The organism is Paenibacillus sp. RU5M (assembly GCF_900221055.1).
In the GTDB taxonomy this organism is placed as follows: Bacteria; Bacillota; Bacilli; order Paenibacillales; family Paenibacillaceae; genus Paenibacillus; species Paenibacillus marchantiae.
Window position 1 is genome coordinate 25,123 of the sequence record NZ_OBQM01000019.1, and the last position, 23,752, is coordinate 48,874.

A 23,752-nucleotide genomic window follows, 5' to 3' on the forward strand; every position below is an offset into this window, starting at 1 on the left:
GATCTAATGACCAGCTTCTTTCAAACAACAAAAAGCACACATTGATCCACTTAGGGTCAATGCGTGCTTTTTATTAAATTCATTTAGGGGAATACCTAAGTTTGAATACAATCCTTAGTTCAGGCCAAAGCCACGAACAAGCATGAAGCCTAGAATGGACAACACCATAGAGCCCAGCAATCCTGCCAAAAAAGGTTTCTTGCCCAGACGACGGAAGGTTGCAATATCCACACCCAACCCCAATCCAGCCATGGCCATCGCGAGCAGCATATAGGAGAGAACCAGAAGCCCTGAGATCAACTCTTGCGGAATAATGCCCAGCGTGTTTAATCCACTCATAGCCAGAAAACCGAAAATGAACCAGGGCACTGGCAATTCTCGCCAGCGGATACCTTTAGATGATTTTTGCTCTCCCTTACGCGCCTGTCGTCCACTCCACAAGCCGATGATCAGCGCAATGGGCACCAGCATGGCGACCCGGGTTAGCTTCACGATGACTGCCATATCCAGTGCCACTTGCCCTCCAGGTGCAGCCCCAGCGATGACGTGTGCCACTTCATGCAGTGTAGCCCCTGTGAATAGGCCATATCCATTCGCACTTAAACCCAACACCGGGTATAGCAATGTATAGGCTAAAGTGAAAATTGTGCCGAGTATCGCCACTGTGGCCGCACCTACTGCCGTTTCTTCATCTTTGGCCTTGATCTGTGGCGCAATCGCGACCACTGCCGCTGCACCGCAGATGGCTGTTCCACAAGCAGTCAGCAGCCCTATTCGTTTGTCGATCTTTAACCACTTGCTCAGTCCGTAGACAACAAAAATCGTGACAACAACATTGATTGCCGCTAGCGCAACGACTTTGTATCCTGCATGGACAATATCCATAAGGTTCAGCTTCAAACCCAGCAGGATGATGCCGAACCGCAGCAATCGTTTTCCCGAAAAGGAGATCCCTGATTGAGCGGTCAGCGGAACGCCACGCACCGCCCGGTACAAGATGCCAAGCAGAATTGCAATAACGAGTTGACCCATAATATTTAAGAGCGGCAGATAACCCAACAGCTTGGCAATGAACGAGAGCAGTAAAGTCAGTCCGATTCCCAGCAGAAATCCCCTGTTCCTAACACCTTTTATGTTTTTAACGAATCTCAATTGTGTCTGTAAAATCATAGCTCCACACTTCCTTGTTGGATAAAGTATATCCTTACTATAGAAGTAGACAGGAAGGAAGTGAAATATGAATCTGCGATCCTAATCATTACAAAAACTTATGATTGATTAGGTATCTTATGCTAAAATGAGCTCAATAGGCTTATAACCAAGAAAATACACTGTTCAAATGAGGAATTCTAATGATAACTGATGCGTTAAAAGTCTTCGTTACCGTTGCGGAACAAAGCCATTTCTCCAAGGCCGCAGAACTGCTGAATCTGTCCCAACCTGGGGTAAGCCTTCATATCAAAAATCTGGAGAATGAGCTGGGAGCCAAACTGCTGCATCGTTCTCCAAAACAAGTGTCCCTGACTGAAGCGGGGGCAATCCTCTACAGACATGCCAAAGTCATTCAGGCCCGCTACGATGAAGCTCGGCAGGAGATTCAGATGCTGCGGAATGAGGTGACCGGAAGCATTCAGATCGGAGCCAGCTTCACCATCGGTGAATACATTTTGCCTAAGAAATTGGCAGAATTCGCAGCGCAGTATCCGCAGGTCAACATTCAGGTGACGATTGGCAATACCCAAGAGATTCTGTCTGCGGTTAGGGGAAATCAACTGGATATCGGATTTGTGGAGGGTGAAGCTCAAGCCTCGATTGACCTTGACGTTATCCCTTACATGAAAGATGAGATGATCGTTGTAGCTCCTTCCGGTCATCCCCTCACCGGTTCCGTTGTGGTAGAGCAGAATATGCTTCAGGATCAGGTCTGGGTTCTTCGTGAGTTGGGTTCGGGAACACGCGCGTTTAGCGATCATTTTATGGAACAGACTGCAATCCGTCCCAAGCGGTCCTATGTCTTCACCAGCAGTCAGGGTGTGAAGGAAGCTGTTGCTGCGGGACTCGGAATTGCTATGGTATCCAGGTGGATTGTTCATAAGGAGTTGGCAACCGGGGAAGTCGAAGAACTGCGAATCAGACAGCTGCATCTGGAACGCAGCTTCTCCATCATTCGCCACAAGGAACATTCACATTCCATGGCGCTTGATGTTTTCTTGCAAAAGCTTCTTTTCGTCAAAAAAGAGGGTTGAAGGCTATTCGCCATCAACCCTCTTTTGAAATTACACAAGCAGATACATCCTTGCTTCATAAGGACGAAGTGCGTTTTCTGAAACAACGTCCGAATAGTTACTAATTAATAATCTTTTATCCCCTGCAAATTCGCTTGGAAGCTGGAATGGAACAACTTTGCCATAGAAGTTGCACAGGACTAGCAATTTGGTATCACCAAGTGTTCGTGTGTAAGCAAAAAGGTTGGTGTCTTCCGGATACAACAGTTCATAATCCCCATAAATGATCACTTCATGCTCTTTTCGCAGCTGAATCAGTGTTTTATAGTAATGGTAAATGGAATCTGAATCATGTATAGATTCTTCCGCATTAATCTCCGTGTAATTCGGATTTACCAAAATCCATGGTTTGCCTTCCGTAAAACCCGCATTTTCGGAAGCATCCCACTGCATCGGCGTACGTGCGTTATCACGGCCTTTTGCATAAATGGATTCCATCACTTCTTCCTCTGGATACCCATTCTCGACCCGTTCCTTATACAGATTCAGCAACTCAATATCACGGTATTCTTCAATAGGGTAACGTACGTTCGTCATGCCTAACTCTTCACCTTGGTACACATATGGCGTACCTTGCATGCCATGAAGAAGAGTAGCCAGCATTTTGGCAGACTGCACACGATATTCCCCGTCATTTCCCCAACGGGACACGATCCGCGGAAGGTCATGGTTGTTCCAGAACAAGCTGTTCCAGGCTTCTCCTTTCAGCTCGGTCTGCCATTTGGATAACACTTTCTTTAATTGAAGCAGATCCAGCGGCTGGAGATCCCACTTGCCTTTCCCCTCCTGCTCATCCAAGCTAATGTGTTCAAATTGGAAGACCATGGATAGTTCACTGCCGTCCGGGTTGCTATAAAGCTTGGCACTCTCGGGCGTTGCTCCCCAGGTTTCTCCGACGGTTAGCAGATCACCCTTCTGGAATGTCTCTATACTGAGTTCACGCATATATTCATGCAGATTTGGCCCATTGCCTGTAATTTTGAGGTCAGGCTGCTTGCCAATCAGATCGATAACATCAAGACGGAAACCACCTACGCCTTTATCCATCCACCATTGAATCATATCATATATCTCTTGCCGTACCTTGGGGTTCTCCCAGTTGAGATCCGGTTGTTTAACAGAGAAAAGATGCAAATAATACTGTCCCAGCTCGGGAACCCATTCCCAAGCTGATCCACCAAACGTTGAACCTAAATCGTTCGGCGGTGTTCCTTCCACACCATCTCTCCACACATAATAATCGTGGTACGGATTATCCTTGCTTTTCCGGGCTTCCTTGAACCAGGGGTGCTCGTCTGATGAGTGATTAAGCACCAGATCCATGATAATTCGGATGTCCCGCTTGCCCGCCTCCTGAATTAGCAATTCCATATCTTCAAGTGAACCAAACATCGGATCGATATCCTGATAATCGGAAATGTCATACCCGTTGTCATCTTGCGGGGACTTGCACACTGGTGACAGCCAGATCGCACCGATGCCAAGATCCTTCAGATAATCGAGTCGGGATAATACACCTTTCAGATCCCCGATTCCGTCACCATTGCTATCTTGAAAGCTGCGGGGATAAATTTGATATACGACAATTTCTTTCCACCAACTTTTATTTCCCATAACGCACCACCTTTCTCTTGAACCAGATTCTGCTTATCCAATTTCCGTTTCATTCACTATTATTCTTTTACCGACCCCACAACAATTCCGGTTACAAAGTATTTTTGCAGCAGCGGATAAATCAGCAGCAGCGGAATGACAGCCACTACGATTTTGGCTGCATTTAGATTTTTGTTCGAAATCTCAGTCAGATTGCTGAGCTGAGCTGAGTTTGTGCCGGATTGCAGAAGTTCAGCAATATTTACGTTAAGAGACTGTATGTAGGTCATTAACGGATAATTGCTGACTTTGGTCATATAGATCAATCCACTAAAGAAATCATTCCATGTGCCCACGATACTGAATAGGGATACAGTCGCCAGCGCCGGAATAGACACGGGCACGTACACTTTGAACAGAACCTGCAATGCGTTCGCTCCGTCGATGAATGCCGCTTCTTCAAGTGCTTTCGGTACTGCGGCGAAGAAGTTCATCACAAGGATGACACTGAATATTGGGACAGCACCTGGCAGTACAAGTGACCAAATCGTATTGAGCATATCCAGGTTTTTGATCAACAGATAACTAGGGATCATGCCCCCACTGAACAGCATGGCAAAAATCATGACATTCATATATATATTTCTGCCCTTAAACTCCCTTTTCGATTTGGAGAGCGGGTAAGCCATCAAAACAATAAGAATCATGTTGAGTATAAGGGATAGAGCCACACGTAGAACGGAAATGCCAAAGGATCGCCAGAACTGCGCATCCTCAATAATTTTCGAATAAGCGGCTGTTGTAAACTTGACGGGTAACAGACCTACGGCATTGGCCGAGACGGCCTCACTGCTGCTGAATGAAATCGCAACGATATTCCATAATGGAAGGAGGCAGATCAAAGCCAGCAATATAACGATGGCGTAGATGACAAACCGGCCCATTCGGTCTTTCAGGCTTGCGGAATAAGACACAAGTTTCGCCTCCTTAGAATATTTTTCTGTCGGTGTATTTTTTGGCCAATTCGTTGGCGGACAATAATAGAACAATACCGATCACTGACTTGAACAACCCAACAGCCGTACCAAAACTATACTGTCTGCCAACGAGACCAATCCGGTATACATAGGTATCCAGAATATCGCCCGACTCATAGACAACCGGGTTATACAGATTGTAGATTTGATCGAAGCCTGCGCTCAAAATATTGGTCAGACTCATGACCCCCATGAGCAGGATAATAGGCAGCATACCCGGCAATGTAATATGCCATACTTTTCTCCACCAGCTCGCTCCATCTATGCCTGACGCTTCATATAGGCCGGGATCAATCGAGGTAATTGCAGCCAAATAAACGATGGAACTATAACCGAATTCCTTCCATACGTCCGTCCCGATAATTAGCGGTTGGAACCAGGTATTGCTTCCGAGAAAATTAATATTTTCCAAGCCGAAAAAGGCTAAAATCTGATTTACACTTCCATCCAGGCTGAACATGTTAACGACCACGGAGGCCAGAACGACCCAAGACAAAAAGTGAGGCAGATATACAATGGTCTGCACGGATTTTTTAACGAATTTAAAACGGATTTCATTTAATAAAATGGAAAAAATGATGGCCATCAGTGTCCCGAGTAGAATCTTGGCGATGGCAATCACCAACGTATTGCTGATCACTTGGCCGATGTCCGGCAGTTTGAACATATAAATAAAATGCTTGAGTCCAACAAACTCGGAGCCAAACATACCTTTGGCTGGTACATAATCCTGAAACGCCGTAATGACACCAACCATTGGAATGTAGCTGAATACCAGCAAAAATAAAATGCCTGGCAGCATCATCATATGATACATGGCACCCGTGCCCAAGCGGTTTCTTGCTTTATATTTTTCCTGCTTCATGGATGAACCCCTTTCCTGAAGAAAGGCTGCTTAGCGCAGCCTATCAGCAGTGTTAGCTTAATTATTTTTGGGATGTGGTCTCGGCTTCGATCTCCTGGATCACTTGATCGCCGCCTTGTTTCTTCCAATTGGTGACGAATGTTTCGAAGTAATCCAGCGGTTCTGCACCCGTTATGATTTTGATGAAAGATTCCTGTTCCATCTTGGTCAGGTTAGCCCACGTCTGTTTCATGCTTGGTGTAGTTCCAGAGAACGCTGGCGTCATCCAGTTAAATTTGCCTTCTTGGGTCAACTTATCAATTAGCCCCACTCCGTTCATACGTGAGTGATATTTCGACCAAGCTGTTACATCATCCGTATCCTGGTCTTTCAAGTACGTTTGGATACTGCCAATATTGTTCTTCGATTCTGTTGTACGAACTTGATCCAAACCGATCTCGCCTTTAATTCCACGAACGACGTCGGAGTAATCATCCAGCAGTGAGGTTGCCGAGTTGACTTCGATATTAAAAGGTCTGGTTGAACCGTCTACGCCGCTTTCCAAATACTTGGCTGCCTCTGGCATGGTAGTTGCGACATCTTTGTCATTTGCCAGTTTATCGTAGAACAGATTTATAATTTTAATCGCGAGTTCCGGGTGTTCATATCCTTTTCTCACTACGATAAACTGACCGGATGGATTGGCGTGTGCCACGTTTACCTTGCCGTCTGCATCTTCCAGCGTGTAAGCCGTGAATTTCGCATGTTTATCCATCTGTTTAACACTGCTCAATCCCCAGTCTGGAATGTGCCACGGTCCAAAAGCAATTCCGCTCTGCCCGTTTGTGTATAGTGCATTGATATCGTCAAATGTACGGGTTCCAAATTGCGGGTCAATGATACCTCTCTTGAACCAGTCGGCCATAATGCCCAGCATCTGCTTGGTTTCCTCTGTAGTTGAACCATAAACGATGCTGCCGTCTTCACCCTTCATCCAATATTGAGGATACGCCCCTTCGGTTGAAGCAACACCCAGCATGGTGTAGGCAGAACCATTATAGTCCGTCGTATTCAGGGTGTTCACAAAAGGAATGCCCACCGGTTTCCCGGTTTGCCCAGGATCTTTTTTCAGGAACTCTTCTGCTGTTTTCTCTACATCTTCGAGCTTGATGGCACCGTCTCCGTCAGCATCTAGTTTGATTCCCAGCACATCCAGCCAATCTTGACGAACCCAAACCATAGTTGGTGCGGAGTCCAGAGAGGTTGCTGGAAGGCCCATCAGTCGGCCATCAATCGTGGCATTGTCCAGTGCACGGCCATCGTAGGAGTCGTAAACCTGTTTGATGTTATCGGTGGCATATTGTTTGTATACTTCCGTCAGATCTTCAATCAGATCATTATCAACCAGTTCTTTAAGTTCATCCTTGGAATCGACACGCATCATATCGGGCAGTTCCCCGGAAGCGATCGCAAGAGAAACTTGACGACTGTAATCTTCACCGTTGGCCTCAAATTGATCCTTAATTTGTGCGTTAAACGATTCTTTAACCAGACGGGTATACGCATTGTTCTCATATGTATCTCCAGCCGGTAATTTCGGGTTCGCCGTCGTAACACGCCCCATCGTTACCGTCACTTCGTCTTTATAGGCACTGAACGGATCTCCAGGTGTTACCTCATATTGGCCTGCATCCTCAGCAGTCGGTGGATTGGAGGATCCCCCACAGGCTGCAAGGACGGAAACCATCAATGCGGACATGGACAGCACAGCCAGTCGTTTCGTCAACAGTTTGCTTTTTATTGACCAATTATTTCTCATCAAATTCAACTCCCCTTCGTTCTGATTATTTCTCTATCATGTTGTTTGCGCTTTCATTATAAAACTTGGAGAAGCTTAATCGAGATAGGGATTAAACGCTAGTTTGGATAGAGAAATGTATACAGTTTTCACTCGGATCAACGAGCAACATGGAGGTTGTGAACATTTATCTTACCTACTGACTTACATTTGTCTATCCTCGTTAATAAGGGAAGTTAGCACAGCGAGTGTGGCACAAAGAAAAACCGGCAAACTCCTCAAACAGGAGTCTACCGGCTATGAATGATTGAATTGAGTACAAAAACGTGTGGAATTCAGCGTTGTATAGGTTAGCTCTTCAGCGTTGAATCTGGGATGCAATCACTTCAGCAGTTACTTGATCGCCGCCCTGTTCCTTCCACTCCTGTACAAATTGATCGAATGAATCGATCGGCGCAGCGCCTAAAATAATTTTCAAAAATGTATCATGTTCCAATTTGGACAGTTTAACCCACGAGCTCTCCACGGCTGGCGTGCGTTTGTAGGTAAGGCTTCGAACTTTATGAATATTCGGATCAAAGAAGTTTCTTCCACCCACGAGTAGTGAATAACCACGCATAAAGTTCTCACTGTGCTGATCCCAATACGAAATGCCAAGTTGATCATAAGGCTTTAGCTTGGTTTGTTTTATCGTCGAAACTGTATTTTCCAGCAGCTTATATTCGGACTTGTCCTTGAAATCAGCTGGGGATTTGGTTCCGGCCAGAATCTCCTGCACGGCTTTGGATTCAAATCGTGCTTCATCTGCTGGAGCAAAGAAATTGCGGCTCAGCATAAAACTCGTACCATACTTGAACTCATCCCGGAGGTACAGATTGTTTATTTTAATGATCGCTTCCGGATGAGCATACCCTTTGCGAACCACCAGGAAAGAACTTGAGGGATTATCCACCTTCACACGAAATGCTCCATTTGCATCCAGTGGGAGCGCGTAAGCCTGCCAGTTCGCCTTGGGATCATTCAGCCAAGCGCTTGGGAGCGGCCAGTAGCCTGCAAAGAAACCTTGAAAGAACATCCCCGCCTGTCCGCTAATAACAGTTTCCTCTGGCTCTTTGCGAATGCCCAGATCTGGATCAAGGAGACCTTTGGCATACATATTACGAAGCCTGACCAAAGCGTTCTTTGTCTCTGGTAGAATCGAACCGTATACAGGTTTTCCATCTTTTTCGAGCCAATATCCGGGGAAAGCTCCATAAGCCGAGAAGATCGGTGTTAGATCAAAAGCAAAAGCACTGTTGTTGAAATCGTTAAACAGACTTGTGCTTGAGGCAAGCCCGATCGTATCCCGTTTTCCGTTCCCATCCGGGTCCTGCTCCACAAAGGCCTTCGCGATCGCTTCCAATTCGTCCACCGTTTTCGGTGGTTTCAACCCAAGACGATCCAACCAGTCCTGCCTGATCCAGAGCATGCTGAAGTCTTCCGCCGTCACAGACGGAACAGCCATCATTTTCCCTTCAAAGGTCACTTGTTCCCGTGCCAAACCATTGGTGCTGTCGATAATTTTCTTCATCTCGGGTGAAGCGCTGCTTGCGTATGCCTTGGTTAGATCTTCAATTTCTCCCGCTTTGACCATCTCATTCAACTGAACCTGATTAACGATCATCGCATCTGGCAAATCATTGCTGGCGATAGCCAAATCAATTTTCTGACCGAAATTCTCTTTGGATACCTGCCACATGACTTCAACATCAATGTTAAGGTTTTGTTTAATCGCCGTTTTCCACATGTTCTTTTCTAATGTCTCTCCTTCAGAGAGATCCGTACCAGTTGGGTCGACCACATATCCCAACCGAATGGAAACGGGATGTTCATATTTGCCAAATGGATCGGTGGCAGCTGTGTCAGGTATGGTTGTTGCTGGTCCAATTGGCGATTCCCGAAAGTAAGAAATACTGAAAAATACGATACCTGCAATCAAGCTGACGACAACAACACACGCAGCCATCTTCTTGATCATTGCTTTCCCTTCTTTCACCGGATTGTCAGTCGGTTATGTGGAGCGTACACTATTTGTCCGCTCTGCCTAATTGTCGATATTCACTAGGCAGCACACCTGTCAGTTCGCGAAAGATTCGGCTGAAATATTTCTCATCCGTATAACCCACCCGCTCTGCAATCCAGAAAATCGTGTTGTTTGTGTTCAATAAATACTCTTTCGACTTCTCCATTCGGATATATCGGGAATAATCATTAAAGGTTTTTCCCATGATGTCCTTGAAGCATTGGCTGAAATAACTTCGACTAATGTTGAGTTGCTGGGACAGCCCTGAAGCTGTAAAAGCCTGATCCAAATCATTTTGCATAATCATCACGGCTTTTTTCACACCATCTATCATTTCCTGAGAATACGAAGTCTGTTCATCCGCCTTTCGAATACTCTCAGATGTCTGCTTGATCCACTGTTCCACTTCGTACCAGGATTGAAAAGAATGGATCATTGAGATTCTGCCCAGCGTAGTCTGGGCAAAAAGATGGTTCCACTCCATGACAAGGGAATACAGTAATCCCATCAATTGCCCTTTTTGCAGCCTTAGGGATTTAAACTCTTCAACAAGCTGGTTATAAAAATTGTCGTTATGCGTCCACGGAGATAGAAACCAACTTCGCTTAATTCGATCCATGTCCTCATCCTGAGGTTCTGTTGGAGAAGTGTCTTGTTCATTCAAGGAAACGGCAATAACCGGATCTTGGGGTTCATACGCATAAAATAAGGACGTTTCTGTATAGTTTATAATCCAGTTTTGAATTTGCGACCATGTCCGTTCTTGAACATCAGACAGCACCAGTAGGGCTCCTTGGGGAATTTGATCCAAGTATCCCTTCAATCTATCGAATAGCTGATCCTCTCCATCCAGGGATGCCGCCCACATCCAGCTGTTCCGTTCCACTTCAAATAGGACCTCGTCTACATTGGATTCGAGTCCAATGGGCCAATTCTGGCCGGACTTTCGGTCCAGTGAAACCAGAGCATACACTTTACGGTAATGGATATTAGTTTCACCAAGCTGCGGCAGCTTTCGTCTTGTATTCGCGAGCTCACCAATCCGGGTATGTATTCGATTCAGCACATGTTCGAACTGCTCCTTCTCGAGCTGAACTTTGGCTATATAATCGATCGCTCCCAGCCTAAGCGCCTCTTGGATATAATCGAAATCCTGATGAAGGGTAAGCACGACAATATGAAGCTCGGGATAGAGCTGCCTTGCAGCGCGCATCAGTTCAATGCCAGACATCACCGGCATCGCCAGATCCGTTAACATCAGATCTACCGAGTTGGATTCCAGAAAATCCAATGCCTTAGCCCCGTTACTTGCTTCTCCAACTACCTCCATGCCGAACTCGTTCCACGGCATCGCGGAGCTTATTCCTTTTCGTACCAATTTATCGTCATCCACAATCAATACCTTAATCATGCCGAGATATCTTCTCCTTTGATCGGAAGTATAAGCAATATGCTTGTCCCTGTTCCCAATTCACTCTCAATCACCAGTTGAGCTTGATCACCGTATTGTGCTTTTAACATGCGGTGAACGTAATTGAGCCCAATGCCCATCCCTACTTTTTGATGTTCAGCTACACGATTGTTTAGAAGTCTCTCAATCGCTTCCTCCGTCATGCCTGCTCCGTTATCCTGAATCATAATGTTTAGCGTTTCTTTGCGTGTGACTTCAATTTGAATAAAACCTTCGTCGCTCAGTCCGTGATAAAGTGAATTTTCAACCAACGGCTGTAGTATAAAACGAGGTACAGGTATTTGAAGCACTTGCTCATCTGCGGAAATACGCACATCAAATTCAAAATCATATCGGATTTGCTGCAGGATCAAGTACTGTCTAAGCGCGTCAATTTCCTCTTCCATCGTGGAAACCTGTCCTAATTTACCCAAATTGTAGTACAACAACTTATTCAGGGACTGCACCAGCTTGTCAATCTCCCCTTGTCCATTCATTACCGCCAGCCAGTGCACCGTATCCAGCGTATTCATCAAAAAATGAGGATTAATCTGATACAACAGCTTCTCTACTTCAAGGTCTGCACGAATTTTCTCTTTCTGCTGGACCTCTTTAAAGAGGTCACCGATTTGATGCTGCATATTCGAGAATTCGCCTAACAGAAAATCAAATTCGGGAATTTGCGTGCGTGTCTGACTGCCTGCCGTTTGTGGATTTTGAGACATTCCGTTGATTTGCGAATGGAACAGACCGAGGGGTTTATAAACCATCTTCCACAGCAACCAAGCCAGAAATACCGTAAAGCCAAGGAAAAATAAAGCGACCAGTAATATTTGAAGCAACCATTGGTTTTTCTCCTGTTGATACTTGGCCTGCGAGATCACCGACACAACGCTCCAGTTCTGAGTGGAGTCCTGTCTGAACCAATGATGACCGCGAGCTATTCCGTCCGATGCTGTACCATTCGATAAGCTGGAAAAATTCTCACCGACTTTCATCGCTTCGGGAATCTCACTATACACAATATTTCCCTCTCCATCGAGGATCAGATGGGATAGATCTCCCTTGTACTGATTGTAACCCAATATATCCTGCGCAAGGTGAAAACCGGATTCAACGTAAATATAAGCATCGTCCCTCTGGGGTAATTTTACCTTCCGCATGGCGGATAAGACGAGTTGATCATCAAACCGGTTCATACTGACATGAGGACCATAGTAGGTGATCCCATATGCTTTGGAGAGCACAGGCAAAGATTCGGGTGAAAAACGGTCCTTTATGGGAAAGTTTCCGAACTGTGTGGAGCCATCCTTCTGAAAATAATACAATGTCAAACCTATATTCGGGTTGGTAAACGTTACGACATTTAATTCGCTCTTTAATTCATCCCGCGTTTCAATCAATTCAAATATATTGGAGGATGGTTTCAACACCTCATCCAACTTTTTACCTAATGTACCACTGTAAGACAATTGCTGAGTAACATGATTCAGGTTGGTGATCGAATTCTCCAGTGAGGAAGTCACCTGCTGTAAATTGCTCCGAATGCCATCATCGATCTTGTTCGCAAAAATGGAATCAATGGTGTAGTAGGAAATTGCAAATATACTAATGAAGGGAATAAACGCACTGAGAAAAAACAGCAAAAAGATCCTTTTTTTAAGTGTCATTCCAACCTATTCTCCTTAACTTCATCCATTCTATGTTGAATGCATAACTCCATAATTATAGATTGATAATTCTATATGTCAAACGCTTTCAAATTGTAATCATGACAAAAAGACTCTGCCAGCGGAATGCCAGCAGAGTTGTTCATAAGGTAAAGGAATTAAACCAGGAACGCTTTAGAGATGATGACCAACAAGATGAACAGAACAAGGATTGCACCGATGGATGTGAAACCACCGTATCCACCAAGACCTCCAACATTTCCATATCCTACTTCACTCATGTAATCTCCTCCTCTTTTGTGTTATGTCATAAGGTATTCAGATCGTTGTGTATTGACAAGGCTTTTGAGCCAATCATCAAAAAAAGGGCGCTATCCGCTTATGCAGCAGACAGAAACCCCCATCACACACTCATCATTGTCTTCTGACAGTTACTTCAGTTTCATTAAAGAATTCAAGTGCAGAATAGTACCATTTTGGTTTGGGCTGTAACTCGCCATCCACATAGACATCGACTTGCTCATTATAAAACGACATCAATCCAGCAATCTTTGGAATTTCAGGAATTGGATTTAGATAGCTCCACACGATATTCTCATAGGTCTGTCCATTGAGAACAGCCGTCCAGTAGGATGCATCACCTTTATAAGGGCAGGATGTATGCTTGTCATTTGCGGTGAGCACATTCTGATCCACGTCTTCAATCGGAAGATAATAGCGAACGGGGACGCCCGTTTCAAATACAATCATCGGGCGGCGGCTATCTGCAAGCTTGATGCCATCTAGAACGATCTGAACATGGCAGGAACTTTGGATCGCATCAACTCGCTTGTATGGGTCACGCGGGTGGACGAAGATCTGCTCTTCTTCTTCATACCAGGCGTCCACCTTGTTCCAATAGAAAGCCACAAAACCTTTGATCGACTCGATGTCCTTAAGTGGATTCTCATAACCCCAGACTGCATTTTCAGAAATACGCTCACCCACTTGAATGGTCCAGTAAGAAGCATCCCCTTTAATAGGGCAGTGGGTCTGCAACTCGGTCTTCACCAGAAATTGTTGCGACACATCTACTTGTGGAAAATAATATACCGGTAGCTTGCCGCGCTCATGAAGTGTAATAACACGTGTGCTGTCCGCAATAGTCTCACCAGCAAACGTGATGTGAACCCGGCGCGGATTTAGATCTGCCTTCAACGTTAGTTTATCTTCCTGACGCAGAGAGCAGGCAATAGATGAATCCAGATGATTTACCATTTCAATTTACCCCCCATCCTAAATTGCGGTAAGGAAGGCGATCATCAGCAGATAGGGACCACTTTACCCCATCCACATAGAGCGCATCCACTGACTCATGATAAAAGCATAACAGTCCTTCAACTTCATGAACTTCTGGTAATGGGTCCTGATAGCTCCAAACAAGATTATTGTATTCTCTTCCATTAACTGAAGCAGTCCAATAGCTGGCTATCCCTTTATAAGGGCAAGTTGTGGTTAAATCAACGGGCTTCAACAAATCAAGGCGCACATCCTCCTGATGAAGATAATAACGCGGGGTCAATCCTGTCTCATAGAGAATCACAGGTCGCTTGCTATCAGCAACAATTACTCCATCTAACTCGATTTGAACATGACGTGAGGCTGGAATCGCATCCACCCTAGAATACGGGTCCCGCGCATGAACGAATATTTCTTCCTCTTCTTCATACCAGGCATCTACTTTATTCCATGAAAAAGAATAATGATTCTGCAAATAGACCTCTTCCTGTTGCACACCCGAATAGCTCCATACCGCATTCTCTACCGTACGTCCACCGCTGCTAATATGCCAAAACAATTGATTTCCTTTATACGGATCATTCACCAGCTTTTCTGAAGGTATGAATACGTCAAGGTTCACATCTTTCTTCGGAAAATAATAAACGGGGAGTCTACCTGTTTCGGTAACAACGAGAACTTCCTTGCTGTCTGCGATAAACTGCCCGTCAAATTTTACGCGAATCCACTTTGGACTGACCTCCGCACGAATTTGCCAGCCCTCATGGGAATGGTCCCGTAAAGACCACTGGGGATCAACATGTGCCATTGTAACTTCCTCCTCTTTCCATCATTATTGAGAGAATTAATTCATCTTCCCACGAACTGCTTTCAGCCATTTCCCTTCCTTAAGCAGAAGGTAAGCACGCTCTATATCTATGGTTTGATTACGGTCTTCTGACAAAAAAGGAACCTCGGAACGCAACAGTTCATAACCTGCTCTTGTCCCCTCACCCAGAGTCATATCCATACGCAGATCAATAGCTTGAGCAGCATGGAGCGCTTCAATCGCCAAAATATAAGTAACACGATCAACAATCTCTCTTACCTTGCTTACAACGTAAGGAGAATTGGCTGCATGATCCTCCATGTCTCCCGCCAGTGAGAAATAATCAGATGAAACCGGATTACTCAGATGACGAATTTCTGCATCCAGTGAGGTTGCTGTTTTCTGAACCGTGCAGAAACCGACGGAGCTGCTCGAATCAGCAGTTAAGAAACGGCTTAACCCTGTAAAGTCCGGGTCACCCAGCTTGATCATGCGATAGCATGAACTTTTGGATACATGATGCAGCGCACTTCCAAGCATCTCGAAGCCTAATGTCCATGTTATGGGATCATAATTGGCGCAGGACAAGATTCTCCGCTCTTCCGTCAGCACACAGGGGTTATCGTCCGAGCTATTGAGATGAACTTCAAGCTGCTGGCGCGCATAGGCATAAGCATCTCTTGCCGCACCATGAATCTGGCAAGCGTCACGGAAGCTCAGCGGGTCTTGCAGCGAATCCGGATTAAAATTATTCCAGAGTCCGCTGCCACGCAGACTACGCCGGACCATGGCCAGGCTCTTTAACTGCCCTGGAAAAGGACGCTTGAGATGAACCGCTTCATCCAACGGACTAATATTTCCCCGGATGGCTTCCAAAGACAGCGCGTATACAGAGTCTGCGGTATCCAGTAATTCTTGGATGTCGAAGAGCGCCAGTGCTCCGTTTCCGGCTGAGAGAGCATTGGAACTGACGATAGCCAGACCGTCCTTGGGGCCAAGGCGCAGGGGTTCCAAACTCATTACCATTAACGCATCGCTCGCTGGTATCCGATTGCCTGCCATGTTCACTTCACCTTTACCAATCATGGCCAGACCGATATGCGAAATCGAGGTAATATCCGCCGCACCCACAGATCCGCGAAGCGGTAGAACCGGGTGAATACCCATATTGAGAAAATCTGCATAACGTTTGGCAATATCGGGCTGAGCACCGGTAGCTCCTGCAAGCAGGCTATTTAACCGGGCAAGCATCACAGCACGAACGACATCTTCTGTAGCCTCCGGCTTCACCCCAGCACTGTGAGATAACAATAAATTCCGGTTATAATCTTCAAAATAATCATCTCCGATGACCTTGTCCTTATTCCAGCCTACTCCACGATTCAGTCCATAGACAGGAACGCCTTCTGCAGCTAGTTCATAAATTACTTTACGTGCAGAGACTAGTCGTTCCCAGGCTTCATCTGCAATCACTACGGATCTCCGCGAACGAGCCACACTCTCCACATCCTCAATGGTCATGCGGCTTCCGTCCAATACAATTTGGTTAGAGCTGAGCAAGAGAATGCTCTCCTCAAGCATAGATTGTTTTCTCCTTGTCAAAAGCATAGCTCTGCAAATCGATGCCCAGCATTTCTTCCACCTCGGGATATACGGTGGGGTCCTTTACACTGGAACTCAGTGGTACCTTGGATTTATCAATGGCGAAGACCGCTATTTCCATACCCTCTTCAACATCTCCTACACTCACAGGCAGACCCTTCTTCAGGTCAAACGTAGTAATTACGTCCGGGAACGTGGTCAGGCGTGTACCTTCATCGTCCTCAACAGCCATATATTCATTCATCACATGAAGTGTAAGCCTACGGTTGGGGATGGATACTTCGATCGTACCCACATCGAAAGCACCTGAATAATGAACATTTTTTGTCGTCACCGTCCCTCTGCCGAGGATTCTTCCATTGCTCTTGTGTACCACGGCCTCTAGCACCGCTTCCGGACCATCCGGCTCTGCCTCCATAATGACACGGCCCAACTCAATCGCTATCGAGATGCCACCGATCGCAGCGTGCTTCTTAATATGTTTGATCGGGAGCGGGTGCCGTGCGGCAGCAATAAACCCACCCGCCATGTCCGAAGCAGTACGCAGTATATTGGAGGTCCGTGCCGGAGTTCCCTTAACCACAAGTTCCATGTAGCTGCCAATCTCTGGTTTGCCGCCAGCCACTGCTTGTATCGTCTCGTAATCAATAGAAGACGCGAGGCCAAGTGAGCCCATCTTGCCTGTCGGATGTGCGCGGATATCTCCAGTAGCATCAATAACAGCAAGACCAAGGGCTGCTGCTGGCAGCCAACCGTTAATGGTGCTGGACATACCATTCTGCGGAGTCATGACCCCGGCTATTTTGCCATCATAGTTTTCAATGATTAGCTGTACAGCCTTAATGTAGTCCTTTCCAAGCATTTGCCAGTCTCGTCCGGCAGGTGCCCCAATTGCGGTACATGTCAATATAATGGCGTCATCCGGCAGTTCATCTACCGACAGGAGCTTCGGTCGTCCGATACTCAGTGCCGCGTGTCCAATCTCCAGTCCATGATCCACCCAGCCTCCGCCGCCGCTGGCAAATACAGAGCCGCCTTTGACAGCAGCGTTTACATCATCTCTTGTTAATTCCCGCATAAAATCTCCTCCTAGATGAAAATTTCGTTGAACCATTTCCCGATGTTATTTTACAGTGGATGAAATGGTTTCATATTGATGGGTATCAATTCGGGCAATCCCCTTTGTTTTAACCTCGGCCAACGATTGCTCATAACCGGCATCCGCATATCGGAGTACGCCAAGACCAGTATCATTGTCAAGCGCTGTACGAAGACGTGCATCACTTGCCTCTGATCCGTCGGCTACAATGGTGACTCCCGCACTTGTCATATAACCAGAGTAGCCCCCTCCGCCGGAATGAATCGCCACCAGATCAGCCATGGATGCACAATTGAGCATGGCATTCAACAACGGCCAGTCCGAAATCGCATCGCTTCCGTCTTTCATTCGCTCGGTCATAATGTTGGGATGAGCCATAGCTGCTGCATCCAGATGATCTCGGGAGAAGGCGACTGGTCCTGCAAGTTTTCCTTCTCGAACCAATTGGTTAACCGCGAGTGCCAGCTTGCTGCGGTCTTTATGCCCAAACCAGCCTATACGGGCCGGCAATCCCTCAAACGGCACATACGTATTCGCGAGTTTGATCCAATTGGATACGATGTCATTATCACTAAATTCTTTCAGGATATAATCGTCAATGATTCGTATATCCTCTGCCTCGCCGCTAAGAGCGATCCAGCGGAAAGGACCGATAGCCCGCGCAAAAAGGGGACGAAGAAAAGCTTCCGTAAATATATCGATCTCAAAAGCATTCGTAACTCCATATTGCACTGCTTGTGAACGGATATTGTTACCATTGTCAAAAACAACCGCGCCCCGTTGTTTGAATTCCAACATCGCCTTTACTTCATTCGCAATTGAAGCTCCGGCAGCGGCTTGAAGCTCCGTCGGATGTTCTCGTCGTGCCACACCAGCGGATGCAGGTGAGTATCCGCTTGGAATATAGCCGTATAACAAATCATGTGCAGATGTTTGGTCAGTCACAATATCCGGCTGGACACCCCTCCGAAGCAGTTCTGGATAAACATCCGCAGCATTTCCGAGCAGTCCAACGGACAGGCTTGTGCCGCTGCTTACAGCTTCATTAATCCATAGTAATGCTTCATCCAGGCTATCTGTCTTTCGCTGTAAATAACCGGCAGCAATTCGTTTGTCTATTCTCTCCTCCGCAACCTCTACACAAAGGATTGCCGCATTAGCCATATAACCTGCTAAAGGCTGCGCGCCCCCCATACCTCCCAAGCCAGCGGTTAGAATGAAACGTCCTCGCAAATCGCCGCCGAAGTGCAGCCTTGCGATACTTTGGAAGATTTCATAGGTTCCCTGTATGACACCCTGTGATCCGATGTATTGCCAAGCAGCCGCAGTAAGGCCGCCCCAAATGATCAGTCCTTTATCTTGCAACTCATAGAAATTCTCGCTGGTTGCCCATCGGCCGACCAGATTGCAGTTAGCCATTACGACAAGTGGTGCTTGCCGATGGGTTCTGAATACACCAATCGGTTTGCCTGACTGAATGACCAGTGTTTCGTCTTCCTCCAATTGCTTTAGGGTATCGACAATTGCCAGATAGGAAGGCCAGTTACGGGCGGCCTTTCCAAGGGAGGCATAGACGATCAGCTCCTTCTGGTTCTCACCGTTCTCGAGCACGTTCTCCAGCATGCGCAGTAGTGCTTCCTGACGCCAGCCTTTGCATCGCAGCACGCCGCCTCGTTCGGCAACAATCTTTTTCACAGTCACTCCTCGCTTTCCGTCTCCTGCTAAATCATCACATTAGAGCTATTTGTACTTCCTCGTTGAGTTATCTTTCTGCCGTTCCTAAAGTAATCTTTTCTTGTGAATAGCGGTTCTCTGGTTTGCTGAGTCCAAAATGGTCCCTCAGTGTAGTGCCTTCATATTCTAGGCGCAACAAACCTCTACGCTGAAGAATGGGCACTACCTCTGCTACAAAATCATCCAGAGCACCAGGAAGGTGAGTAAAGGCAATATTGAATCCATCCGCAGCACCATTGTTGAACCATTCCTCAATATGATCGGCAATCTGCTCGGGAGTTCCGGCAAAAGCCCGTTTGCTTACAATCCGTTTGGCAAGCTGAATCAGCGTCAAATCTTCTTCCTTGAGGATACGTCGGATACGTTGTAAACCACTTTTACTCTGGTTAAAGCCTTCTACTTCAGGTAGAAAAGGCAGCGGTTCATGCAGCGGATAGCCGGAAACGTCTACCACGATGTAATGTGATAGCAAGTCCAAAGCCAGTCGGTCTGGAGTAAGATTCTCCACAATAGCAAGCTGCTCTGCTGCCTCTTCCGCAGTAGCACCAATAATGGGCATCAAGGCAGGCAATATCTTGATCTCATCGGGAGAACGTCCATATTTGGAAAGCCTTCCCTTGATGTCTTCATACAGCGCTTTCCCTTCTGCGAATGTGCCACCAGGGGCAAATACAATTTCGGCCGTTGCCGCGGCTACCTCTTTACCGGCTTCCGAAGCTCCGGCTTGGATCAAAACAGGATACCCTTGTGGTGGACGGGAGATATTAAGGGGTCCTTTTACTTTAAAATGAGTACCTTCGTAATCCAGATTGTGCAGCTTGTTCTTGTCTGCAAAGTACCCATTTTCCTTGTCGAACAGCAGTGCATCCTCTTCCCAACTGTCCCAAAGTCCTTGCGTTGCCTCTATAAATTCTTTCGCACGTTCATATCGCAGCTCATGCTGCAGATGGCGTTCCTTACCGAAGTTCCGGGCCTCTTCGTCCGTCTGAGACGTCACAATATTCCACGCGGCTCGCCCGCCACTGAAATGATCCAGCGTCGCCAGCTTCCGGGCAATATGATACGGATCGTTATAGGTCGTCGAGATGGTCGCCGCCAAACCAATATGAGACGTTACCGCCGCCAAAGCGGAAAGCAGTGTGAACGGCTCCGGCCGAATGCTATTGGCATGGCTAATACCGGATTCGAATCGATCCCAGACGTACAGTTCATCGGCGTAGAAGAACATGTCGAATCTTCCACGCTCCGCCGTCTGCGCAATTCTTTTGTAATAATTGAAATCAAGGAGTCCCTCTGCTTCAGACCCGGGATGTCTCCAACTTGAAATATGCTCACCCGCCGGAAAAAACATCATTGCCCCCAGCGCAAGCTGCCGTTTATCATTACTCACAATGCGTCACCCTCTCTTATTAACTCGTTGTTAGACAACGTAATTACCATTAATTATTGATCCATCATGTAGAAATTCACTTGATTAGCCCTTGGGCTTTCAGCCAGTCCCTCGCAACATCAAGTGCCGGTTTCTGATCCTGTTCCACCTCTGCATTCAACTTTTGCATTGCCTTCTCATCCAGTTTTCCTGCCAACTTGTTGAGGACTTCTTTCAACTCCGGATGTTCATCCAGCGTCTGCTCACGAACCACTGGAAATGCATCATACGGAATAAACACATGCTTGTCATCCTCCAACGCTACGAGGTCATTGGCCAGGATTTGGCTGTCCGTTGAATACGAGAGCTTCACATCAATCAGCTTTTGCTTTATCGCCTGATACTGCAAGGAAGGGTCCTGAATGGACTTTGTCTCCTTGAACTTTGGTTTGTATATGCTCTCTACATAAGGCCAGGCATCTGGGCGATTCAGAAACTCCTCACTGGCTCCAAAAACCAGTTCACCTGATTTCTCAGCAAGTTGAGAAGCTGTCTTTAGCCCATACTTCTCAGCGGTTTCTCTACGTACTGTAAAGACATAGGTATTGTTGAACCCTAGGGGGTCTAGCGCAATCAATTTGTTCTTTTCCTTGAGTTGGGTTACGACTGTTTTAAATGCTTTATCTGCATCAAATTCTGGTTCCTGCTTCAAAATATTGATCAAGGCCGTCCCGCTGTACTCTACATAGGCATCCACATCCCCTGAGTCAATGGCATTCCAGAGCAGTGTGTTGTCCAGCTTCTTAATCTCTGTCTTCAGCTTCGTGTCATTCTCAACCAAGAGTTTGAAGGCGTTGGCCAAAATATCAGACTCTGCGAATCCTTTCGTGGCCAGTACGATGGTATCGTTACGCCCGGACGCATTGGAATTCGAGCACCCCACTGCTGTCAGCACGGTTGTCAACACCAGCCCAAGGGTGATAAGTAGCCTGCCTCCTTTGGTTACATTCCATCTTTTTTTGTTGGTGGTTGTCATGATTGGTGCCCCTCTCCCTAGGTAAAAGCTTAAAATTTATTCAAATGCCGCAACCCCTTTGGGGTAAGTGCCCTGTTAAGAAGCAGCAAAATGAAGTTAACGGAGATTACCAGCAGCGAGACGGGGATGGCCCCTTCCATAATGGTAACCGTATTGATCATGGCAATGCCTCTTGTGATGATATCTCCCAGTCCTCCTGCGGCAATATAGGTCGCAATTGTCGTAAGACTTATCGTTTGCACCGCGACGAGTCTTACGCCGGCCATGATGACACTACGCGCAATCGGAAGCTGAATCATCTTCATCATCTGCCATTTGGTCATGCCCATCCCGGTTCCTGCCTCAATCAGAGAAGGATGAACTCCATTAATACCGACATAGGTGTTCTGGAGCATCGGAAGCACGGCATATAAGGTCAATGCAATAATGGCAGGTGTTGTGCCGATGCCTACCAGCGGAATCATGAATCCGAACAACGCCAGACTTGGAATGGTCTGGATGGCAGAGACTACAGTAATGATTGTATCGGCCATCCGCTTGCGGCTGGTCAGATAAATACCAAGGGGTATTGCAATGATTCCCGCCATGAGGACGGAAATGAGGGACAGATACATGTGCTCTCCCATTTTCTCAACGATCATCGGCCAGTCAGCAGCTAACGTATCCCATATATGGTTCATGCACTGGTCTCCTCTCGGTGAAAGTGTCGACCAATGGCTTCAATAACACCTGAACGGGTTACCGTACCGATTAAACGGTTCTGATCATCCACGACAGGCAATATTCGTTGACTTTGCATCAGTTCGAATACATCAGAGATCGGTGTGTTCTCAAAGAGGGCGCGGGTCCCATTTTTCACAATATCACCGACCTTCATTTTGCTATCATGCTGCAGATGTTCGCTGATTTCTTCGATTCCTACAATACCCAGCAGTTCTCCCCAATTCCCGGTCACAGCAAGAGCATCAGCCTGATTCAAGCGCAGGAGTTCAAGTGCCTCTGAGATTGTTGAAATATTACTTATCGAGATACCGTCAATCATAATATGCTGTGCCATCCCACTTGGAAAAGAAGGACGAAACCTCTCCTGGCCGATAAATTCGATCACAAAGTCGTTTGCCGGATGGGCCAGCAGCTCCGCAGGTGTACTGTTCTGAATTACCTCACCCTCCTTCAGTAGAATAATCCGATCAGCGATCTTCAGCGCTTCTTCAATGTCGTGGGTGACAAAAATTATCGTTTTATGCAGCCGCTGATTCAACTGGATCAGTTCTTTTTGAAGCTGGACTCGGCTGATGGGATCAAGTGCGCTAAAGGGTTCGTCCATTAAAATAATGGACGGGTCTGACGCCAATGCACGGGCTACACCGATCCGTTGCTGCTGCCCGCCACTAAGCTCATGGGGATAACGTTTGCTATATTGTTCAGCTGGGAGACCGATCAGGTTCAGTAATAGATCAACCCTCTCTTTTCGTTCTTCTTTTCTCGCTCCCTTAAGCCTCGGAACAATGCCAATATTCTCTTCAATAGTCATATGTGGAAACAAGCCAATTTGTTGAATTACATATCCGATATCGCGCCGGAGTTGGACTGCATCTGCAGCTCCTACGTCTCGCCCTTCAACAAGAACCTTTCCCTGACTCGGTTCCTCAAGACGATTGATCATTTTGAGCAGTGTAGTTTTGCCGCAACCCGAGGGTCCTATAATTGTTACAATCTGTCCTTTCGGTACCGTAAGATTAAAATCATGTAGCACACTGCCAGAGCCATAATTTTTATTTACATGCTGGAATTCAACTGCCACTGCTTCAGTCATCGTTCTTCCTCTCCCTCCAAAATACAGTAAACAAATTTGTTAACTCGGATAAACGAATAAATTTTTTACATCCTTCAGTCATCATTTAACTATTATTGCGAATTCTTGCTAAAAAAGAAGAAGGCCTTATTTCTCGCCAATAGGCGAAAAACAAGACCTCCACTGTTATGGTCAGCCATTTATTATTAACATGCGATAATTAAATTTCTTATTTCAATAATATTACCAAGAACATTCTTTTGTCAATCATTAATTCCACTATTTCTATCGG

19 protein-coding genes are annotated in these 23,752 nt (G+C 46.4%); 1 reads left to right on the top strand and 18 read right to left on the bottom strand.

Annotated features, from left to right (window positions below; all coding sequences use genetic code 11):
* Positions 1 to 114: 114 nt before the first annotated feature.
* Complete coding sequence (locus tag CRO25_RS30610; RefSeq protein ID WP_079697592.1) at positions 115 to 1,170, bottom strand: YeiH family protein; 1,056 nt, start codon at positions 1,168 to 1,170, stop codon at positions 115 to 117.
* Between the two features lie 182 nt (positions 1,171 to 1,352).
* Here CRO25_RS30610 and CRO25_RS30615 point away from each other — a divergent pair, with 182 nt between their 5' ends.
* Positions 1,353 to 2,246 (top strand): LysR substrate-binding domain-containing protein, encoded by an 894-nt coding sequence (locus CRO25_RS30615; RefSeq protein ID WP_079697593.1) that lies wholly within the window; start codon positions 1,353 to 1,355, stop codon positions 2,244 to 2,246.
* Positions 2,247 to 2,276: 30 nt separating this feature from the next.
* On the opposite strand, the gene CRO25_RS30620 is transcribed toward CRO25_RS30615, so the two are convergent.
* The 17 genes from CRO25_RS30620 to CRO25_RS30700 form a co-directional block, all read right to left on the bottom strand.
* Positions 2,277 to 3,899 (bottom strand): alpha-glucosidase, encoded by a 1,623-nt coding sequence (locus CRO25_RS30620; protein WP_079697594.1) that lies wholly within the window; start codon positions 3,897 to 3,899, stop codon positions 2,277 to 2,279.
* Positions 3,900 to 3,958: 59 nt separating this feature from the next.
* Positions 3,959 to 4,852, bottom strand: coding sequence for a carbohydrate ABC transporter permease (locus CRO25_RS30625; protein WP_079697595.1), 894 nt, complete (start codon positions 4,850 to 4,852; stop codon positions 3,959 to 3,961).
* Between the two features lie 13 nt (positions 4,853 to 4,865).
* Positions 4,866 to 5,780: a sugar ABC transporter permease gene (locus tag CRO25_RS30630; RefSeq protein ID WP_063565144.1), complete on the bottom strand. Its 915-nt coding sequence runs from the start codon at positions 5,778 to 5,780 to the stop codon at positions 4,866 to 4,868.
* A gap of 61 nt (positions 5,781 to 5,841) precedes the next feature.
* Positions 5,842 to 7,578 (bottom strand): extracellular solute-binding protein, encoded by a 1,737-nt coding sequence (locus CRO25_RS30635; RefSeq protein WP_079697596.1) that lies wholly within the window; start codon positions 7,576 to 7,578, stop codon positions 5,842 to 5,844.
* A 337-nt stretch (positions 7,579 to 7,915) separates the two neighbouring features.
* Positions 7,916 to 9,574 (bottom strand): extracellular solute-binding protein, encoded by a 1,659-nt coding sequence (locus CRO25_RS30640; protein ID WP_256863800.1) that lies wholly within the window; start codon positions 9,572 to 9,574, stop codon positions 7,916 to 7,918.
* Positions 9,575 to 9,623: 49 nt separating this feature from the next.
* Complete coding sequence (locus CRO25_RS30645; protein WP_072732748.1) at positions 9,624 to 11,030, bottom strand: response regulator; 1,407 nt, start codon at positions 11,028 to 11,030, stop codon at positions 9,624 to 9,626.
* Positions 11,027 to 12,739 carry a sensor histidine kinase gene (locus CRO25_RS30650; RefSeq protein ID WP_079697597.1) on the bottom strand — a complete coding sequence of 571 codons (1,713 nt, stop codon included), beginning with the start codon at positions 12,737 to 12,739 and terminating at the stop codon, positions 11,027 to 11,029. Before CRO25_RS30650 ends, CRO25_RS30645 begins: the two co-directional genes overlap by 4 nt.
* Before the next feature lie 158 nt (positions 12,740 to 12,897).
* Positions 12,898 to 13,020 carry a sporulation protein YjcZ gene (locus CRO25_RS30655; RefSeq protein ID WP_079697598.1) on the bottom strand — a complete coding sequence of 41 codons (123 nt, stop codon included), beginning with the start codon at positions 13,018 to 13,020 and terminating at the stop codon, positions 12,898 to 12,900.
* Positions 13,021 to 13,153: 133 nt separating this feature from the next.
* Positions 13,154 to 13,996, bottom strand: a complete 843-nt coding sequence (locus tag CRO25_RS30660) for a DUF427 domain-containing protein (protein WP_079697599.1) — start codon at positions 13,994 to 13,996, stop codon at positions 13,154 to 13,156.
* Position 13,997: 1 nt separating this feature from the next.
* Positions 13,998 to 14,825, bottom strand: a complete 828-nt coding sequence (locus tag CRO25_RS30665; RefSeq protein ID WP_079697600.1) for a DUF427 domain-containing protein — start codon at positions 14,823 to 14,825, stop codon at positions 13,998 to 14,000.
* Positions 14,826 to 14,861: 36 nt separating this feature from the next.
* The gene (gene hutH / locus CRO25_RS30670) at positions 14,862 to 16,406 is read right to left on the bottom strand and encodes a histidine ammonia-lyase (protein ID WP_079697601.1); all 1,545 of its coding nucleotides are present in this window, start codon (positions 16,404 to 16,406) and stop codon (positions 14,862 to 14,864) included.
* Positions 16,399 to 17,505: a DUF917 domain-containing protein gene (locus CRO25_RS30675; RefSeq protein WP_079697602.1), complete on the bottom strand. Its 1,107-nt coding sequence runs from the start codon at positions 17,503 to 17,505 to the stop codon at positions 16,399 to 16,401. Before CRO25_RS30675 ends, hutH begins: the two co-directional genes overlap by 8 nt.
* A 45-nt stretch (positions 17,506 to 17,550) precedes the next feature.
* The gene (locus tag CRO25_RS30680; protein ID WP_205412014.1) at positions 17,551 to 19,221 is read right to left on the bottom strand and encodes a urocanate hydratase; all 1,671 of its coding nucleotides are present in this window, start codon (positions 19,219 to 19,221) and stop codon (positions 17,551 to 17,553) included.
* A 67-nt stretch (positions 19,222 to 19,288) separates the two neighbouring features.
* On the bottom strand, positions 19,289 to 20,650 hold the full coding sequence (locus CRO25_RS30685) for an LLM class flavin-dependent oxidoreductase (RefSeq protein ID WP_256863801.1): 1,362 nt from the start codon (positions 20,648 to 20,650) through the stop codon (positions 19,289 to 19,291).
* A gap of 76 nt (positions 20,651 to 20,726) precedes the next feature.
* The gene (locus tag CRO25_RS30690) at positions 20,727 to 21,665 is read right to left on the bottom strand and encodes a glycine betaine ABC transporter substrate-binding protein (protein WP_063565154.1); all 939 of its coding nucleotides are present in this window, start codon (positions 21,663 to 21,665) and stop codon (positions 20,727 to 20,729) included.
* A gap of 29 nt (positions 21,666 to 21,694) precedes the next feature.
* The gene (locus CRO25_RS30695) at positions 21,695 to 22,345 is read right to left on the bottom strand and encodes an ABC transporter permease (protein WP_063565155.1); all 651 of its coding nucleotides are present in this window, start codon (positions 22,343 to 22,345) and stop codon (positions 21,695 to 21,697) included.
* On the bottom strand, positions 22,342 to 23,481 hold the full coding sequence (locus CRO25_RS30700; protein ID WP_063565156.1) for an ABC transporter ATP-binding protein: 1,140 nt from the start codon (positions 23,479 to 23,481) through the stop codon (positions 22,342 to 22,344). Before CRO25_RS30700 ends, CRO25_RS30695 begins: the two co-directional genes overlap by 4 nt.
* Between the last annotated feature and the right edge of the window lie 271 nt (positions 23,482 to 23,752).

Coding starts and splice junctions, on each gene's coding strand:
- CRO25_RS30700 (WP_063565156.1), bottom strand. CDS start 23,481: ATGACTGAAGCAGTGGCAGTTGAATTCCAGCATGTAAATAAAAATTAT.
- hutH (WP_079697601.1), bottom strand. CDS start 16,406: ATGCTTGAGGAGAGCATTCTCTTGCTCAGCTCTAACCAAATTGTATTG.
- CRO25_RS30655 (WP_079697598.1), bottom strand. CDS start 13,020: ATGAGTGAAGTAGGATATGGAAATGTTGGAGGTCTTGGTGGATACGGT.
- CRO25_RS30610 (WP_079697592.1), bottom strand. CDS start 1,170: ATGATTTTACAGACACAATTGAGATTCGTTAAAAACATAAAAGGTGTT.
- CRO25_RS30665 (WP_079697600.1), bottom strand. CDS start 14,825: ATGGCACATGTTGATCCCCAGTGGTCTTTACGGGACCATTCCCATGAG.
- CRO25_RS30695 (WP_063565155.1), bottom strand. CDS start 22,345: ATGAACCATATATGGGATACGTTAGCTGCTGACTGGCCGATGATCGTT.
- CRO25_RS30690 (WP_063565154.1), bottom strand. CDS start 21,665: ATGACAACCACCAACAAAAAAAGATGGAATGTAACCAAAGGAGGCAGG.
- CRO25_RS30675 (WP_079697602.1), bottom strand. CDS start 17,505: ATGCGGGAATTAACAAGAGATGATGTAAACGCTGCTGTCAAAGGCGGC.
- CRO25_RS30660 (WP_079697599.1), bottom strand. CDS start 13,996: ATGGTAAATCATCTGGATTCATCTATTGCCTGCTCTCTGCGTCAGGAA.
- CRO25_RS30630 (WP_063565144.1), bottom strand. CDS start 5,780: ATGAAGCAGGAAAAATATAAAGCAAGAAACCGCTTGGGCACGGGTGCC.
- CRO25_RS30640 (WP_256863800.1), bottom strand. CDS start 9,574: ATGATCAAGAAGATGGCTGCGTGTGTTGTTGTCGTCAGCTTGATTGCA.
- CRO25_RS30645 (WP_072732748.1), bottom strand. CDS start 11,030: ATGATTAAGGTATTGATTGTGGATGACGATAAATTGGTACGAAAAGGA.
- CRO25_RS30635 (WP_079697596.1), bottom strand. CDS start 7,578: ATGAGAAATAATTGGTCAATAAAAAGCAAACTGTTGACGAAACGACTG.
- CRO25_RS30620 (WP_079697594.1), bottom strand. CDS start 3,899: ATGGGAAATAAAAGTTGGTGGAAAGAAATTGTCGTATATCAAATTTAT.
- CRO25_RS30615 (WP_079697593.1), top strand. CDS start 1,353: ATGATAACTGATGCGTTAAAAGTCTTCGTTACCGTTGCGGAACAAAGC.
- CRO25_RS30650 (WP_079697597.1), bottom strand. CDS start 12,739: ATGACACTTAAAAAAAGGATCTTTTTGCTGTTTTTTCTCAGTGCGTTT.